Consider the following 16621-nt stretch of genomic DNA (forward strand, 5'->3'; position numbering starts at 1 on the left):
ACTGATTGTTTTTTGGTACACCTGGCTTTGCTTCATGTGCAGATGTAAAGCATGAGGTAATGAAAACAACTGCTACTCCTAGAATTAGTGCTAATTTCATGCTGTTTCCTCCTTTAAATAATCTCTATGTACGTGAGACACACTTGTATTTAATGATTAGTATGCTCTTATTATAACGGATGTTGCAGCTAAAGTGAACCCAGTAATAATGAAAATCCTCCGAATCGTTTAAAATGACCGTTTTAGGAATGGCTTGTGTATCAGAAGGACTTCGATCCATTCGCGTAAAGTGGGAAAGAAATATTGCATCATTTAAGGATGAATTCAACTGAAAAACAGATGTAAAAAAGCATGGGTTTTTCCTTATTAAATGGCGCGTGGAAGTAACTATTGTTCACTTGAAATAAATAAGGTATATTAGTTGATGAAGTCCACCTTGCGTTCTATAATGGAAGATGGGTGAAAATGGGGGAGTCCGAAGCGTCCCAATCGTATTGTCTTGACATGAGACAACATTCTTGGTCGAACCCAGTCTTTTTTATGCGAAAAAGAAAATGACAAGATATGCTCGTTTATTTAGGGGAAGCGCGGCATGATTGGGATTTGATGTAGAAGACTTCATCCAATTGTTTGTAACAATCCAGCCGTATACAACGGAGAAAGCTAATGGGGGTAGGAGACGTGGGACAAAACGAAGAATCTGCTGAAAGATTCTGGGCAAGATTTTCTGGACCGAATATCGGTTATTTGGAAGAACAATTTGAGCTGTACACGAATGATCCCGAATCAGTCGATTCATCTATCAAAGAATTATTTGATCAACATGGTGCGCCGGATTGGATGCACGATAAGGAAAAGCAAGTATTGGAGGAATCAGGGGCTTCATCCATAAAAGATGTAAAGAAATTAACCTCAGCAATGAAATTGGTTGAGGCTATTCGTCGTTATGGACATTTGGAAGCGGATATTTATGCAGTTGGACTGCAAAAGGAACGTCAATCTGATCTGGTTGATCCAAAATCGTACGACTTAACGGAAGCGGATTTAAAAAGTATTCCAGCATCCTGGCTTTGGGAAAAAGCGCCAAAGGATGCAACAAATGCACTTGAAGCTATTCAAAAGTTGAAAAAATATTATACAGGAACAATGGCATTTGAATTTGATCATGTCCACAATGATGAGGAACGTAATTGGCTTTTAGATTTTGTGGAAACTGGTAATGCGAGAATATCAATGCCAAATGAAGAAAGAAAGCAGTTGCTAAACCGTTTGGCTCATGTAGAAGGCTTTGAAGAATTCCTGCAAAAAACCTTTGTAGGACAAAAGCGTTTTTCAATAGAGGGCTTGGAAACAATGGTACCAATGCTTGATCATATTGTTAAACATGCGACAAATGATAAGGTTGAAAATATTATGATGGGAATGGCACACCGTGGTAGATTAAGTGTGCTTGCGCATGTGCTTGGTAAACCATTAGATATTATATTTTCTGAATTTCACCATTCACCTGATAAGGAATTGATTCCATCTGAAGGATCTACTGGTATCAATTACGGCTGGAGTGGAGATGTGAAGTACCACTTTGGCGCTGTGAAGGAAGTAAAACATGGTGATGAAACAACCACAAGAATTACGTTAGCACATAACCCGTCCCACTTGGAATTTGTAAACCCGGTTGTAGAAGGGTTTGCAAGAGCTGCACAGGACGATCGCACAAACGCAGGTTATCCTAAGCAAGATATGAATAAGGCTATTCCAGTATTAATTCATGGGGATGCAGCGTTTATAGGTGAAGGTGTTGTTGCGGAGACGTTAAATTTAAGTAATCTACCTGGCTATACAACCGGTGGTACATTGCATATTATTGCTAATAATCTAGTAGGTTATACGACTGATCATACGGATGGCCGTTCTACTAGATATGCAAGTGACCTGGCAAAAGGGTTTGAAATACCAATTATTCACGTCAATGCTGATGATCCAATCGCATGTGTATCAGCGATTCGTATTGCGTATGAGTATCGTCAGAAATTCAATAAAGATATATTGATTGATTTGGTTGGTTATAGACGTTATGGACATAATGAAATGGATGAGCCGCGTATGACACAGCCGCTGCTCTATAAACAAATCGACAACCATCCATCTGTAACAGAGGTCTTTGCTAAAGACTTGGAAGAAAAAGGTGTTCTCGCTACGGATGACTTAAAAGGTATGAAAGAAAAAGTCCAAGAAGATTTGCGAAATATCTATGAAAGTTTAAAAGAAGAGAATGCAGAGACATCTGAAGATAAGACCATGCCATCCGCTTTGGCAAATGGTTTGGATAAATATGATACTGCTGTTCCTTTGGAAACACTTCAAAAGTTAAATGAAGGTCTATTGGAACGTCCGGCATCTTTCCATCCTAATAAAAAGCTGGAGCGTATTTTGAAGAGACGTAAAGATGCATTGAATGAAGGAAATAAAGCGGACTGGGGTACTGGTGAAGCTTTAACCTATGCTTCCATTCTGCAGGATGGTATTCCGATTCGTTTAACTGGTCAGGATTCTGAACGAGGAACCTTTGCGCATCGTCATGCTGTTTTAAATGATATCGAAACAAATGAAAAATTTTGTCCGATGCATCATTTGGAAGAAACAAAAGCATCCTTCGATATCAGAAATAGTCCGCTATCTGAAGCTGGTGTTCTAGGCTTTGAATATGGATATAGCGTTCATTCACCAGAAACACTCGTTATTTGGGAAGCGCAATTTGGTGATTTTGCAAATGCTGCACAGGTGATCTTTGACCAATTCATTTCGTCTGCACGTGCAAAATGGGGCGATAAATCGAATATGGTTATGCTATTGCCGCACGGTTATGAAGGGCAAGGGCCGGAACATTCCAGTGCTCGTTTAGAGCGGTTCTTACAGCTTGCTGCTGAAAACAACTGGATTGTTGCCTATGCTACATCTTCTGCACAATTTTTCCATTTGCTTCGTAGACAGGCAGCAATGCGTGGTCAAGTAGAGGCGCGTCCGCTTGTACTGATGACACCGAAAAGCAGTTTGTTACGTAATATGAGAATTGCTTCTGATGCAAAGGAATTTACAGACGGTACATTCCAACCATTACGCAATCAACCTAACTTAAAGGTTAGTAAGAAGAACGCAAAAAGACTTCTACTTGGTAGTGGAAAAGTAATGGTGGATATTGAAGATGCAATGGAACAGTCGGATGAAAGCTTTGGATGGCTTCGTGCGCTGCGTGTAGAGCAAATCTATCCATTCCCGAAAAAGGAATTGGAAAAAGAATTAAAAGATTTGCCGGAGGTTGAAGAAATTGTCTGGGTTCAAGAGGAACCAAAAAATATGGGTGCCTGGAACTTTATTAAGGATGAGGTACGAGGTCTACTGAAAGAAGGACAAAAGCTTCGTTATGTAGGGCGACCTGATCGTTCTTCACCAGCAGTTGGCGAACCAAATGTTCACAAATCAAAACAAAATCATATCGTGCAAAAAGCAATTAATCCGACATTAGGAGGAGAATCCAAGTGAAAGAAATCAAGATACCAGAACTAGCAGAATCCATAACAGAAGGTACGATTGCCGAGTGGCTTGTTAAAGTCGGCGACAAGATTGAAAAAGGTGATCCAATCGTGGAATTGGAAACCGATAAAGTAAACGTTGAAGTAAACTCTGATTTTACAGGTGTTGTAACTGAAATCATCCTTGGTGAAGGTGAGGATGTGGAAGTTGGCGATGTTATCGGGAAGCTGGACGAAAATGGTGAAGCAGGCGCACCTGCTGAAGAACCTGAAGCAAAGGATGCACCAGCTAAAGAAGAACCAGCACCAGAAAAAACAGAAGCTGTAAAGCAAGAGAAGAAGGAAGAACCAGAAGAATCGAATAAACATGATGTTATTGCTTCACCTGCTGCGAGAAAGCGAGCACGTGAGTTAAATATTGATTTAAGTGCTGTACCTGTGAAAGATCCACTTGGAAGAGTGCGTCCTGAGGATGTAGAACAAGCAGCTAAAGGTGCGCAAGAAAAGCCTGCCTCCAAGCCTGCTAAAAAACCAGCTGCTGCTGATGCTGAGAAAACAGAATTCGATAAGCCAGTTGAACGCGTGAAAATGTCACGTCGCCGGATGACAATAGCTAGCCGTTTGGTAGATGCACAGCATAATGCTGCGATGCTTACTACATTCAATGAAGTAGATATGACAGCTGTTATGAATCTTCGTGCACAACGCAAAGATAAGTTTGTAGATAAGCATGGTGTTAAACTTGGCTTTATGTCCTTTTTCACAAAAGCTGTAGTTGGTGCACTAAAAGATTTCCCATTGTTAAATGCTGAAATTCAAGGGAATGAATTGGTTATTAAGAAATTTTACGATATCGGTATCGCTGTATCAACAGAGGATGGATTAGTTGTTCCAGTTGTACGTGACGCAGATAGACTGGATTTCGCTGGTGTTGAACGCGAAATTGGTAACCTTGGTAAAAAGGCACGTAATAAGGAATTGGCATTGAGTGATTTGCAAGGTGGAACGTTTACGATTACAAATGGTGGTATTTTTGGATCCATGTTGTCCACACCAATTCTGAACGCACCACAGGTAGGTATACTTGGCATGCACAATATCCAGAAACGTGCGATGGTCATGCCTGATGATACGATTGAGGTACGTCCGATGATGTATCTAGCACTGTCCTATGATCATCGTATTGTAGATGGTAAAGATGCTGTACAATTCCTCGTACGAATTAAACAGCTGCTGGAAGACCCATATGACCTATTGCTAGAAGGCTGATATTGATATAAAAAAATCCACGAAGCTTGATGTGCTTCGTGGATTTTTCTTTGTTATGAAGATAGGATACTGCCAGCTTTTTCTATGTTTTTCTTTTGTAAATGTAGGAGTCTGAACAATAGTACAACAGCTCCAAAACTTAAACCTACGATTAATCCTACCCAATATCCAAATGGACCAAGATCTGTATAATTGGCTAATAGCCACCCTGTTGGAAGTCCAATAACCCAATAGGATACAAGCGCCATAATAAACGTCATATTAACATCCTTATAGCCACGTAATGCACCTTGAATTGGTGCGCCAAATGCATCTGCCAACTGGAAGAAGATTGCAAAGTAAATGAATTGTTTTGTTAACTGAATCACTTCAGGGTTGGTATTGTATAACCCAGCAATCGGCTCATTAAATAGGAACAGTACAAGCCCAGCGAAGACAGCGATGAATATCCCACTGGATAAGCCGATATATCCATATTGTCTGGCATCGAAAAATCGTTTTGCACCTGCCTCAAAGCCGACACAAATCGTTAAGGTCATACCTACACTGAGTGGAATCATATAAAGTAACGAAGCAAAGTTAATTGCTGCCTGATGTGCTGCAATCGTATACGTACTGTACGCGCTCATTAATAATGTTACAGCAGAGAAAATGCTCGTTTCAAAAAAGATCGCAAATCCAATGGGCACACCAATTTTTAACTGTTCTAACCAAGCTTTCAAGGAAGGCATAGCCCAACCGGTGAATAAATGATAGCTTCGAAATGGCTCTAATTTTTTTAACAATATAAAAGCAATGATACATATAATCCAATAGGTAATGGCAGTTGCTATTCCAGAACCGACACCACCAAAAGCTGGTAATCCAAGCTTCCCAAAAATAAAGATATAATTAAAAAATACATTCAGCGGTAATGAAATTAAAATGACAAGCATAGAAGTTCGTGTTTTACCCAGTGCATCCATAAAAGCCCGTAACGTATTAAAGATAAAGAGCGGTATAATTCCAACCGCAAGTGAAATTAAATAATATTTCGCGATATGTTTCACTTGAACATCCAAATCCATTGCATCGAGGACCGGATTTAATACAAATGTACCAATTACAAGAATAATAAAAGCCAGTAATGTTGCGAGAAAAATACCTTGTTGTACTTTTTCCGGCACTGTTTTTGTTTTCCCAGCGCCAACCAAATGCGCTATAATAGGTGTGATTGCAATAAGAATACCATTAACACCAGTAAATATGGGTACCCAGAGACTGGATCCAATGGCAACACCTGCTAAGTCTTGCGGGCTGACTCTGCCAGACATTACCGTATCAAAGAAATTCATCAAATACATACTGACCTGGGTAATTAAAATGGGAATTAAAATAATCGAAAATAATTTCAGTTTTTCCTTTAGATTAGATGTTTCATACATTTTACTCTTCCTTTTCCTATGTAGACTTCATAAATAGCTAGTGAACGGTGTGGGGTGTTTAAAGAAACTTAATCAATTATACCTTTTAAAACTGGATTTAGAAAGAAAGGAAGTCCATTGAAATGAGTAATAAAAGTATTTTATTTACAGGCGGTGGAACAGCCGGCCATGTTATTGTAAATCTGGCCTTGATTCCAGTTTTTCAGCAGGAAGGCTGGGAGATTGATTATATTGGTTCCAAGGACGGAATCGAAAAAAAGTTAATTGAACAGGTGGAAGGAGTGACATACCATCCAATTTCCACTGGTAAGCTAAGACGCTATATGTCGATTGAGAATGTAAAGGACCCATTTAAAGTATTAAAAGGGACCTTACAAGCGTGGAAAATTATTGGGAAAAAGAAGCCAGCTGTTATTTTCTCAAAAGGAGGCTTTGTGTCCGTTCCAGTGGTCATGGCTGCTAAATTACGGCGGACACCAGCTGTTATTCATGAATCAGATTATACCCCTGGACTGGCCAACAAGCTGTCCATACCTTTTACTAAAAAGGTATTAGCGACATTTTCCGAGACGATGCAATTCCTGCCTGAAAGAAAAGCAGAATATGTTGGTGCGGTTATTCGTCAGGAATTATTTCAAGGAGACAAGGATACAGGATTAGCTCTTTGTGGTTTTGACCGGTCTAAGCCCGTACTTTTGGTTATGGGAGGTAGTGGTGGCGCTCAGAAAATTAATGAATCAATCAGAGAGAGCCTGCCAATTCTTTTAAAGAGCTTTCAAGTGATTCATATATGCGGTGAAGGAAAAGTCGATATAACAGTTGAACAAACAGGTTATAAACAATTTGAATATGTGCAGAAAGAATTAAAGGATCTTTTGGCAGCAACAGATTTTGTTGTGTCACGTGCAGGGTCAAATGCTATTTTTGAGTTTTTGGCGTTACGAATCCCTATGCTGCTTATCCCTTTATCGCGTAGTGCCAGCAGGGGAGACCAAATCGTTAATGCCAATGCATTCCAAGAAAAACGTTTTGCCCGGATGCTGGAGGAGGAGAACCTTACTTCGGAAACACTTGTGCAGGAATTACATGAGCTAAAAGAATACGGTGAGATGATGAAAGATCGTATGCAGACATATAAAAGTGAAGAATCCCTGGAACAGGTCGTAAATATAATTAAACAAGTAAAAAAATAAGGAAATGGAAGTATTTATTAGTATATCTAACCACATGTGTCGAAACATGTGGTTTTTTGATGTTTATTATATTTTTTCGGGGGAATAAATAGATAAGCATTTAGAAAATTAGGGGAATGTTGCGTTATAGGCAGTTATTAAGCGTATATGCTTGTAAACAGATGGTTAAGTTACACACAACCATGGAGATTGGGAATAATTCGTTTTTATCCATGCATAGCCTGTTTGCTTCAAATCCAGTTATTCGATAAGCTTAAAAATGGTATATCCATCTGATCCCATCAGCCTTTTCTACACGATTCATCTTCGGTTTTATCTGCTACATTTCCAGTCTAATTGATTTTTTACTAATCATTATTATTGGTATTACATTTAGACGATAGAAGTCTAAATGATTTAGCTTGATAAGAATTTTGGATTGTTACCTGGCTAAACGGATGCATGGAGTTCAAAAAAATTAAAGGGGTAATAGAATGAAAAAGATTGCAGTTTTATGTATTGGATTAGTTGCTCTTGTTCTTGCTGCCTGCAGCGGTTCAAGTAGTGATGGTGAAATTGACAAAATTGTATTTGCTGACGCGGGCTGGGATAGTATCCGGGTTCATAATCACGTAGCACAAACCATTGTTGAAGAAGGGTTTGGTTATAAAACAGATGTGACAGCAGGTTCAACCGCAGCGACAATTCAAGGTCTGCGAGAAGGTGATATTAATGTTTATATGGAAGTGTGGACAGACAATATTAAGGAAGTGTATGAAGAGGCGATAGATGCCGGTGATATTGAGAAATTATCCACGAACTTCGATGATAATAATCAAGGCCTATACGTTCCTACTTATGTCATTGAGGGAGATCCAGAACGTGGAATTGAGCCAATGGCACCAGATTTAAAAACAGTTGAAGATTTGAAGAAATATCCAGAGGTATTTGAAGATCCGGAAGATCCAGGACGCGGACGTGTTATCAATGCACCGAGTGGTTGGGAAGTTGCCGACGCAATTGACGAAAAGTTTAAAACATATGGTTTAGATGAAACATTGAATAACTTTATGCCTGGTTCAGATTCTGCAGCGGTTGCAGACTTGGTAGCGGCATATAAAGCTGGAAAGGGCTGGGTAGGCTATTACTGGTCTCCAACAGCAATTACAGCAAAATATGACTTAACACTATTAGAAGAACCAGAATTTGATTTAGACACGTGGAATGAAACAAAGGGTACAGAGTTTCCTCCGAATGATGTAGTGGTGGCAGTGCATAAGGATATGCCAGACCAAGCTCCAGAAGTAGTAGAATTCTTAAAAAACTATGAAACTAGCAGTGAATTAACAGAAGAAGCATTAGCATATATGGAAGATAATGATGCATCTGCTGAAGAAGCGGCTGAATGGTGGATGAAAGAGCATGAAGATCTTTGGACCGCTTGGTTGGATGAGGATATTGCTAAAAAAGTGAAGGATGCTTTGAAGTAATTTGGCAGGGCAGCCAACCACTTGGTTGGCTGCTTTTCTTCCTAAAAATTTCAGAAAAAAGGAGTGTGAGAGCTGCCTTTGTTGCAGTGAGCTTATGATAAGCTTTCCCGATATACGCACGAACTTAGGAGATTATGTAAGTGATTTTGTAGATTTTCTAGCAAGTTCATTAGAAGGGTTTTTTGATTTTATCTTTTTAATCGCTTCTAGAACCATACATGGTATCGATGCTTTTCTAAATATGATGCCATGGTGGCTGTTTATTTTAATTATCTTTTTATTAGGATGGTATTTTCGCACCCTATTTTCAGGAGTGTTGTACGGGATCTTTATCTTTTTAATTGGATCCTTTGGTTTATGGGAAGACATGATGACGACAATAGCTATCGTTTTAGCAGCAGTGATTATTTCCTTATTAATTGGGATTCCTCTTGGCGTATGGATGGCATTTAGTAAAGGCTTTTCAACAGTTATGCGACCTATATTGGATGCCATGCAGACGATGCCAAGTTTTGTATATTTAATACCTGCTATATTTTTCTTCGGATTAGGGAATGTTTCAGCGATTTTTGCAACTTTAATCTACTCTCTTCCACCAGTTATTCGATTAACGGAGTTAGCCATTCGCGGTGTGGATAAGGAAGTGATAGAATCTGCACAGTCCTTCGGTTCATCGAAATGGCAAATGCTTCGTAAGGTTCAATTGCCACAAGCAATGCCTACAATTATGGCTGGTGTAAACCAAACAACCATGATGGCTTTGGCAATGGTAGTTATTGCTTCCATGGTCGGAGCAAAAGGGTTAGGGGAGCAGGTGCTTGTTTCCATTAACCGGATAGATATTGCGCTTGGGTTCGAGGCTGGTATCAGTATCGTATTCCTGGCAATCATTATTGACCGCATCACAAATGGAATCGCTGATAAATTACAGCGACACAGGAGGGGAGATAAATGACAACACAAATTAAATTAGATGGCGTATCTAAAATATTTGGCCCCAAACCTAAATCAGTTATTCCTATGGTTAAAGAAGGTATGTCAAAAAGTGAAATACTAGAAAAAACAGGTCATACAGTAGGAGTATATGATGCTTCTTTTGACATAAAAAAAGGAGAAGTATTTGTTATTATGGGCCTGTCCGGTAGTGGGAAATCTACCTTAATTCGCTGCTTTAATCTATTAAATAAACCAACAGATGGTGCAATCTATATTGATGGGGAAAATATCGTTACGAGTAATAAACATCAATTAAAAAAAGTTCGCCAAGAAAAAGTGGCAATGGTGTTTCAGCATTTTGGTTTGTTTAACCACCGTACCATTTTAGCTAATGTAGAATATGGTTTGGAAGTACGAAATGTTTCCAAAGAAGAACGACGCAAAATAGCAATGAAGAATATTGAGATTGTTGGTCTGAAAGGCTATGAGGAGAAATATCCGGATGAGCTTTCCGGTGGGATGCAGCAGCGTGTTGGACTTGCCCGTGCATTGACAAATGATCCAGATATTCTTTTAATGGACGAACCATTTAGTGCACTGGACCCACTCATTAGAAGAGAAATGCAGTTGGAATTACTAGATATTCAGGATCGTCTACAAAAGACCATTATATTTATCACCCATGATGTGAACGAGGCTTTTAAACTTGGGGATCGAGTTGCGGTGATGAAAGATGGAAAGGTTGTCCAAGTTGGTACACCTGAAGAAATCATTGAAAAGCCAGCGAACGAATACATCTCTGAGTTTATTAAAGATATTGATCGTTCAAAGGTCATTCAAGCTGAAAATGTGATGATTGCTCCAAACGCACTTGTTTCAACAAAGGATGGCTTGAATGTTGCAATTAAGGAAATGAAGGAGAACGGCATTTCGAGTGTATTTGCAGTTGATCGTCAACGACGTGTGAAAGGAATAGTTACGATTGATGACGCAATAGCTGGAATTAAGGAAAAGAAATCTTTAGAGGATGTCTTACAGCAAGATTTCACCATTGTGCAGCAGGATGAATATGTCAATGACTTAATCCCGAAAGCTTTGGAAACCAAATATCCACTAGCAGTTGTAAATGAAGAAGATAAACTCGTCGGATTTATCTTACGCGTACATGTACTTGCTGGATTGGTTTCTGACAATGGGAATGGTGATACTGGAAATGGCGATGAATCAGAATCTGAGCGGGAATAAGTGATGATGATATCGTAAAAAGAAAGGATGCGCGGCATATTTTGTCATATGTCGGGCATCCTTTTTTTATCACAGATTAACTGGCTGTAAGCCTCCACTGATTGAAGTTTCACTATATGCTTACATAATGGAACCATGCTGAATGATTTCCACGTCAATTTGAAAATCAACTTGAATGTTTGGGAAAAGTTTGCGCCATTCTGCCGCGCTTAATTTATTCTTTTTAGCATGTATGCGGTAAATGGTACCATAGCCAAAAGCATCCGTGTTAAGTTCCTGCATTTTTGCAAGTATCGTTTCATATCGGGAAATAATATTTTTTTCAAACTCTTTTTCCAAAATATCTATGACCTGTTTATCCGTTAATAATATTTTTTCAGACAGTTCCAGTAAATCCAGCTTTACACTGAGCTTTGTTTTAAATTTTAATGCATCTTTATCCATCAACGTAGTTTTTGACCTGCTTTTAATTAAATTCGATGAAGTATGGAGTACATCACTGTCAATCCGTATAAAATCTTCTTTTTCCAAGTATTTCTCGAATGGCTGGACTGGAATATCCAAATTGAGAATTACTTTTTTTACCGTTTCCATATGCATATTGAATAGATTAATATCTGAACTTGGAAGAGAGCCCATTAATTTGTCATCTTGCATCAAACCAATGGCTGAAAGTTTTGGTAAATTATCGTGAATCTCAAATATAGGTAATACAGGATCTTTTCCTACATCATACAAATGACTAATAAAGTCCTGGAGCGTTACCCTTGGAAATAAGTGATCCGAGGAGCTCTCAGCAATAATGCGATGTAAATATTGTCCAAGATTCATGGCAACATCTTCTTTATTTAAAGACAATAACGCTTTTGCTGTCGTATCACTGATTGCAATATTGAGATTATCAGGTATCGTTGCATCCCGATTTAGGGTATCCAAATAGTTGAAAATACCTCCCTCAGCTGTCTCTTTTCCGTATATTTCCAACTCGATTTTACCGGGTGCCAGCTTAAAGTTGGATTCACGGTTGGCATCATTTAATGCGCTTTTGACGGTTGCACCTTGTCCACTGACCTTTTTGGTAATTTGATCAGATTGCGAGTCAAATTGGAATAAGATAAGCGTTGTCTCGATTACATTTTCATCTATTTCATCTACACCTCGTGCATTAATAATTCCAAGACTTTCCACTTCTTGGGCTGCAATACATCCCGTCAGCGTACTTAATAATAAACCGAATAGAACGAAATGCTTAAGCATTTTGTGAGGACTCCTTACGAAACAGTAATTTTTTTATCCAGACAAAAAGTAATAAGAAAAACGGGTAAATAAATACAAGCCAAAATCCAAACTTTGCAATAAAATTAGTGATGAAATGAATGGTGTCATATTTTTTAATAATGGAGGCAAGCAGGACACAAATAGCTGAAATAATGTATAGGCTATATTTAGGGGGTACATTGTAAATCCGCTTTAAACCTTGGGAAATAACCCAAAGGAGCAGTACTAAATTAGGCAGCACAATCATCATCCATTCAACCACTACAATATAATCGAGTCTTTCAATAAATGAAAAGGAAACACTTTTATACAAGGTGATTACGGACCAATTCACATCTGATAAATCATGTGGGCTAAAATAGCCAATTGAAATAACAGTACAGGTCATAACGACGAATGAAGAAAAGGAAACAGCCCAAAAAGCAGACCTTCTGACTTTCTTCTTATTGGAGAGATATGGATAGATGAAAAATAAAATCTCAAAGCCGAGAACCGAGTAGATGGTTACCTTTGCCCCTTTCATAATTTGTGTAAAGGAAGCATCAAACATCGGCAGAAAATGATCGAAATCCATTCTTGATATGGGATCGTACAATAAAAACCATAACCATTGCGGGAGAAAAAAGAAAATAAAAGAGATGCCAACTGCGACATGAAAACCTCCCATAACAGTATATAATGCTAAGAAGGCTAATAAGATCGCCATAACAAACGGGCTTAATGTCGGATATAAAAACACATGAACGACTTCGATATAATTTAGATAGACGGTAACAAGGGAAACAAAGTAGAAAAAGATATAAACGGTACCTAATAATTTACCAATCCATTTCCCGAATAAATCTACCTGAATCCCATATAAGTCTGCATTTTTATATTGTTTAAGAATCATCAGCATCACTTGGATTACAAGAAGCATCCATACTAAAGTAACGAGGATGGAAATCCAAGCATCCTGATGCGCTACTTTAAAGATGAATCTTGGAACCCCCATGATGCCGACTCCAATTTGGATGCTCGTAATGATAAAAAACAAATAGAAGCTGCTGATTTTATTGTCGATTGCCATATTGATTTGCAAGACAGTCACCTATTTCTTCATATGTTTTTTACCCAATGCTTCTTTTTTGGGAAAACGGAATAATTTTTTCGGATGATAGGATTCCATTCGCTTATAGTTATAGCGAATGGGCAACCGTATAAAGACGCCCAAAAAATCAGATATATTTAAAGGGTACACTGGTATTAAATAAGAATGCCCTAAGGATTTCGTTCGCAGCATATGGATAATTAATAGGCATAGCCCAAACATCAATCCGTAAAACCCAAGAAATCCGGACAAAAGAATAAGCGGAAAACGTACGAGTCGAACCGTTGTTCCAAGTAAATAACTCGGTGCAGTAAAGGAAGCTAGCGCACTCATAGCTACAACAATGATTAATATATTACTCGTTAATCCCGCATCTACCGCTGCCTGTCCAATTACAATACCCCCAACAATACCCATTGTTTGTCCCACCTTGGTAGGAAGTCTAGCCCCAGCTTCTCGCAGCAATTCAATTAAGAATTCTAATAATAATGCTTCAACAAGTGGGGGAAAAGGAACAGCTGCACGAGACTTTCCAATGGACACAAGTAATTGTGTAGGAATAATCCCATAATGAAAGCTTACAATGGCGACATATAAAGGGGTAATAATAATAGATAAAAATATTGCAATCATACGAAGGAGGCGTAAGAAAGACCCGGTTTGCCAGCGCATATATAAATCCTCAGTCGATTTTAAAAAGCTAAAAATGGTAGCGGGTGCGAGGATTCCAGTCGGACTATTTTCGACTAGTACGCCAACCTTCCCTTCATTGATTTCAAATATAAATCGGTCTGGTAATTCCGTTGTTTCCAATTGCGGAAATAAATTAGTCTCCGAATCTTCGATATACTGTGCCAGGACTGCTGCATCTTCTACCATGTCAACATCCAAATCCTGTAAACGCTGGCGCATCGTCTGGATGTCCTGATCATTGGCAACAGTTTTTAAATAAATCATTCGCACTTTACAAGGAAGATCTTTTCCAATTGTTAATTCTTCCAAGACAAGATCGGGAGAACGTATTTCCCAGCGAATGATATTCAAATTTGTCTCCAGTGATTCGGTAAATGCAATTTTAGGACCTAAAACCAGTGATTCTGTTTCCGCTTTTTCTAAATTTCGCTTCTCTCTACTTTCCTCTTGATAGGAGATTGCTTCGTTCTCATTTTCAATATAAATAAATATTTCACCAACAATGAGTTTGGTTAATATTTGTTGTAAATCCGATGTTTTTTTACCTGAGCCGAGTGGAATTTCATTTAATAATGTTTCACTTGTCCATTCTTTTTCCTCGGAAAGCAGGGTTTTCAGTAATTTCTCCAATTTATTAGACTCTATCTGATAAGGAATGTAAAAGACAGCAAGCTTCTTTCCTTGGTGGGTAAAACTTGAAAACATTAAATCCGAATTATTTTCGAATTGTTTTTCCAATGTTTCTTTTAGTTGGTTTATGGTAGTTGGAAAAAAACCTTGTTTTACTTTTCTTCTGCGCATATAGTTATTCGTCCTTTAAAAAATAATATATCTGTAGTATGTGGAGGTGATGTCGTTTTATCCTTTTTTAGGGAATAAATGACTTTCAGTTAAATAAATGATCCGTTTCTGGAATCCTGATGCTGGATATAACTGCGAATGGAAACACAAAAAAAGAACCCTCCAGTTGGAAGGTTCACTTATATTTCTATCACTTTCAATCTTGGTCTTTCGTAACGACATCCACTTTTCCAGTATGTGGGTCAATGACTAAGCCATGTACTTTGACATGTTTTGGCAACAGGGGATGGTTACGTATGATGGATACGCTTTGCATAACAGATTCTTCCACTGTATCAAAGCCGTGAAATTCATCAAAATAATTGATTCCTGCATGCTGCAAGTCTGTCAATGTTTCTTTCTTGATGCCTTTATCCTCCATTTTTTGGACAAGCGCGTCTGGATCTACGTGTGACATACCACAATCATGATGGCCGATGACGACAACTTCTTCTGCTTGCAATTCAAACACGGCAATTAAGATTCCTTTCATAATGCTGTCAAATGGTTTGCGAATGATTGCACCTGCATTCTTTAACATTTTCACATCACCATTTTGAATATTTAATGCCTTTGGCAGTAATTCAACCAAACGTGATTCCATACAAGTAAAAACAACCATTCGTTTATTTGGAATACTGTCTGTTTCGTATTGCTGATATTGTTTACCAGATACAAATTCTTCATTAAATTTTAACATTTCTTCTAAATGCATACTAAAAAACCCCTTTGGAAAATATTTATTTGGAATCCTGCTGTTTCTTGTCGATAAAAAAACGTTTGTTAAAAATATAGCAATAAATACTGTATTCGTATAGTGATAACTATTTATATGACAATATGATAGTTTTTCGTTAAAAATTCGTATTATAATTAATAAATAAGCGTGTAAACTGTGTTATATGACGAAAGAACCATTTTTCAAAAAATTCTAAAATGTTATTGAAATTTACAGAGTTTTCGTGTAATCTATAATTAACATTAAATAAGGGGTGATTTAATGGGAGTATTTGTTCGAAATTGTCGATTATGTCATGAACCAATGTCAAGCAGTCCATTTACCATGTGTCCAACATGTTTGGATGTGAGTGCAAAAGTTCGTCAGTTTGTAGGGAAAAACCCACAAGTATCCATCGAAGAAATTTCCCAAGCAACAAAAGTGCCTCTTGATAAAATAAAACGTTTGATTCACTTAGGCTTAAATAAGAAATCAAATGAGGAAACAAAGATTTAATGACATTCGTCTCAATTATTTATGATAAAGGCAGCAAGCAAATCGATGGTTAAGGTAAATATATCATGTGGGAATCAGAACGTCTTAGAATGGTCGAAGGGACAAGCTTGAATACATGCCACAATCAAGACAGGTCATTCTTGTGGTGTTCGAAGCTAGCACAGTGTAAAATCGTGCTCGCTAATTTTTTGCCGAAAAACACTATTGACAAATAATTTGTTAAACACTATAATTTATAAGAATTTAAAAAACTGGAAGGAGGTCATGAACATGGAAAAGAAATTAGCTTTACAGTCATTTACAAATTTAATACATTTTTGTGACCTTCAGCGGATAAATATATACTTCAGATAATTTCTGCGTACATATTTTAATTAAGAATAGAGGGTCACGTTACACTGTGGCCTTTTTGACTTTCAT

Annotated in this window: 12 protein-coding genes; 7 read left to right on the forward strand and 5 right to left on the reverse strand. The window is 38.0% G+C overall.

Annotation, left to right across the window (positions count from 1 at the left end):
* Positions 1 to 681 precede the first annotated feature (681 nt).
* Both DX933_RS00180 and odhB read left to right on the forward strand, forming a co-directional pair.
* Positions 682 to 3540: a 2-oxoglutarate dehydrogenase E1 component gene (locus DX933_RS00180; protein ID WP_123314462.1), complete on the forward strand. Its 2859-nt coding sequence runs from the start codon at positions 682 to 684 to the stop codon at positions 3538 to 3540.
* Entirely contained in the window at positions 3537 to 4799 is a 1263-nt protein-coding gene (gene odhB / locus DX933_RS00185) for a 2-oxoglutarate dehydrogenase complex dihydrolipoyllysine-residue succinyltransferase (RefSeq protein ID WP_123314463.1), read from the forward strand. The genes DX933_RS00180 and odhB overlap by 4 nt, the downstream gene beginning before the upstream one ends.
* Positions 4800 to 4852: 53 nt before the next feature.
* Here the strand turns inward: odhB and DX933_RS00190 are convergent, their stop codons facing one another.
* The gene (locus tag DX933_RS00190; RefSeq protein ID WP_123314464.1) at positions 4853 to 6223 is read right to left on the reverse strand and encodes an MATE family efflux transporter; all 1371 of its coding nucleotides are present in this window, start codon (positions 6221 to 6223) and stop codon (positions 4853 to 4855) included.
* Positions 6224 to 6345: 122 nt separating this feature from the next.
* Here DX933_RS00190 and DX933_RS00195 point away from each other — a divergent pair, with 122 nt between their 5' ends.
* The 4 genes from DX933_RS00195 (at position 6346) to DX933_RS00210 (ending at position 11066) form a co-directional block, all read left to right on the forward strand.
* A complete protein-coding gene (locus DX933_RS00195) occupies positions 6346 to 7416 on the forward strand; it encodes an undecaprenyldiphospho-muramoylpentapeptide beta-N-acetylglucosaminyltransferase (RefSeq protein ID WP_123314465.1) in 1071 nt (356 codons plus the stop codon).
* A 473-nt stretch (positions 7417 to 7889) separates the two neighbouring features.
* A complete protein-coding gene (locus tag DX933_RS00200; protein WP_123314466.1) occupies positions 7890 to 8885 on the forward strand; it encodes an ABC transporter substrate-binding protein in 996 nt (331 codons plus the stop codon).
* 94 nt (positions 8886 to 8979) lie between these two features.
* Entirely contained in the window at positions 8980 to 9840 is an 861-nt protein-coding gene (locus DX933_RS00205; RefSeq protein ID WP_123314467.1) for an ABC transporter permease, read from the forward strand.
* Positions 9837 to 11066, forward strand: coding sequence for a quaternary amine ABC transporter ATP-binding protein (locus DX933_RS00210; protein ID WP_123314468.1), 1230 nt, complete (start codon positions 9837 to 9839; stop codon positions 11064 to 11066). Before DX933_RS00205 ends, DX933_RS00210 begins: the two co-directional genes overlap by 4 nt.
* A 120-nt stretch (positions 11067 to 11186) precedes the next feature.
* Here DX933_RS00210 and DX933_RS00215 read toward each other — a convergent pair whose 3' ends face one another.
* The 4 genes from DX933_RS00215 to DX933_RS00230 all read right to left on the reverse strand — a co-directional run bounded on the left by DX933_RS00215 (position 11187) and on the right by DX933_RS00230 (position 15682).
* The gene (locus tag DX933_RS00215) at positions 11187 to 12323 is read right to left on the reverse strand and encodes a Ger(x)C family spore germination protein (RefSeq protein ID WP_123314469.1); all 1137 of its coding nucleotides are present in this window, start codon (positions 12321 to 12323) and stop codon (positions 11187 to 11189) included.
* Positions 12316 to 13425, reverse strand: a complete 1110-nt coding sequence (locus DX933_RS00220; RefSeq protein WP_223805825.1) for a GerAB/ArcD/ProY family transporter — start codon at positions 13423 to 13425, stop codon at positions 12316 to 12318. Before DX933_RS00220 ends, DX933_RS00215 begins: the two co-directional genes overlap by 8 nt.
* Positions 13426 to 13434: 9 nt before the next feature.
* A complete protein-coding gene (locus DX933_RS00225) occupies positions 13435 to 14928 on the reverse strand; it encodes a spore germination protein (protein WP_123314470.1) in 1494 nt (497 codons plus the stop codon).
* Between the two features lie 196 nt (positions 14929 to 15124).
* Complete coding sequence (locus DX933_RS00230; RefSeq protein ID WP_123314471.1) at positions 15125 to 15682, reverse strand: beta-class carbonic anhydrase; 558 nt, start codon at positions 15680 to 15682, stop codon at positions 15125 to 15127.
* Positions 15683 to 15967: 285 nt separating this feature from the next.
* Between DX933_RS00230 and DX933_RS00235 the strand changes: the two genes are divergently transcribed.
* On the forward strand, positions 15968 to 16201 hold the full coding sequence (locus DX933_RS00235; RefSeq protein ID WP_123314472.1) for a hypothetical protein: 234 nt from the start codon (positions 15968 to 15970) through the stop codon (positions 16199 to 16201).
* Positions 16202 to 16621 lie beyond the last annotated feature (420 nt).

The sequence above is a fragment of the Ornithinibacillus gellani genome (assembly GCF_003730295.1).
Lineage (GTDB): Bacteria > Bacillota > Bacilli > Bacillales > Amphibacillaceae > Ornithinibacillus_A > Ornithinibacillus_A gellani.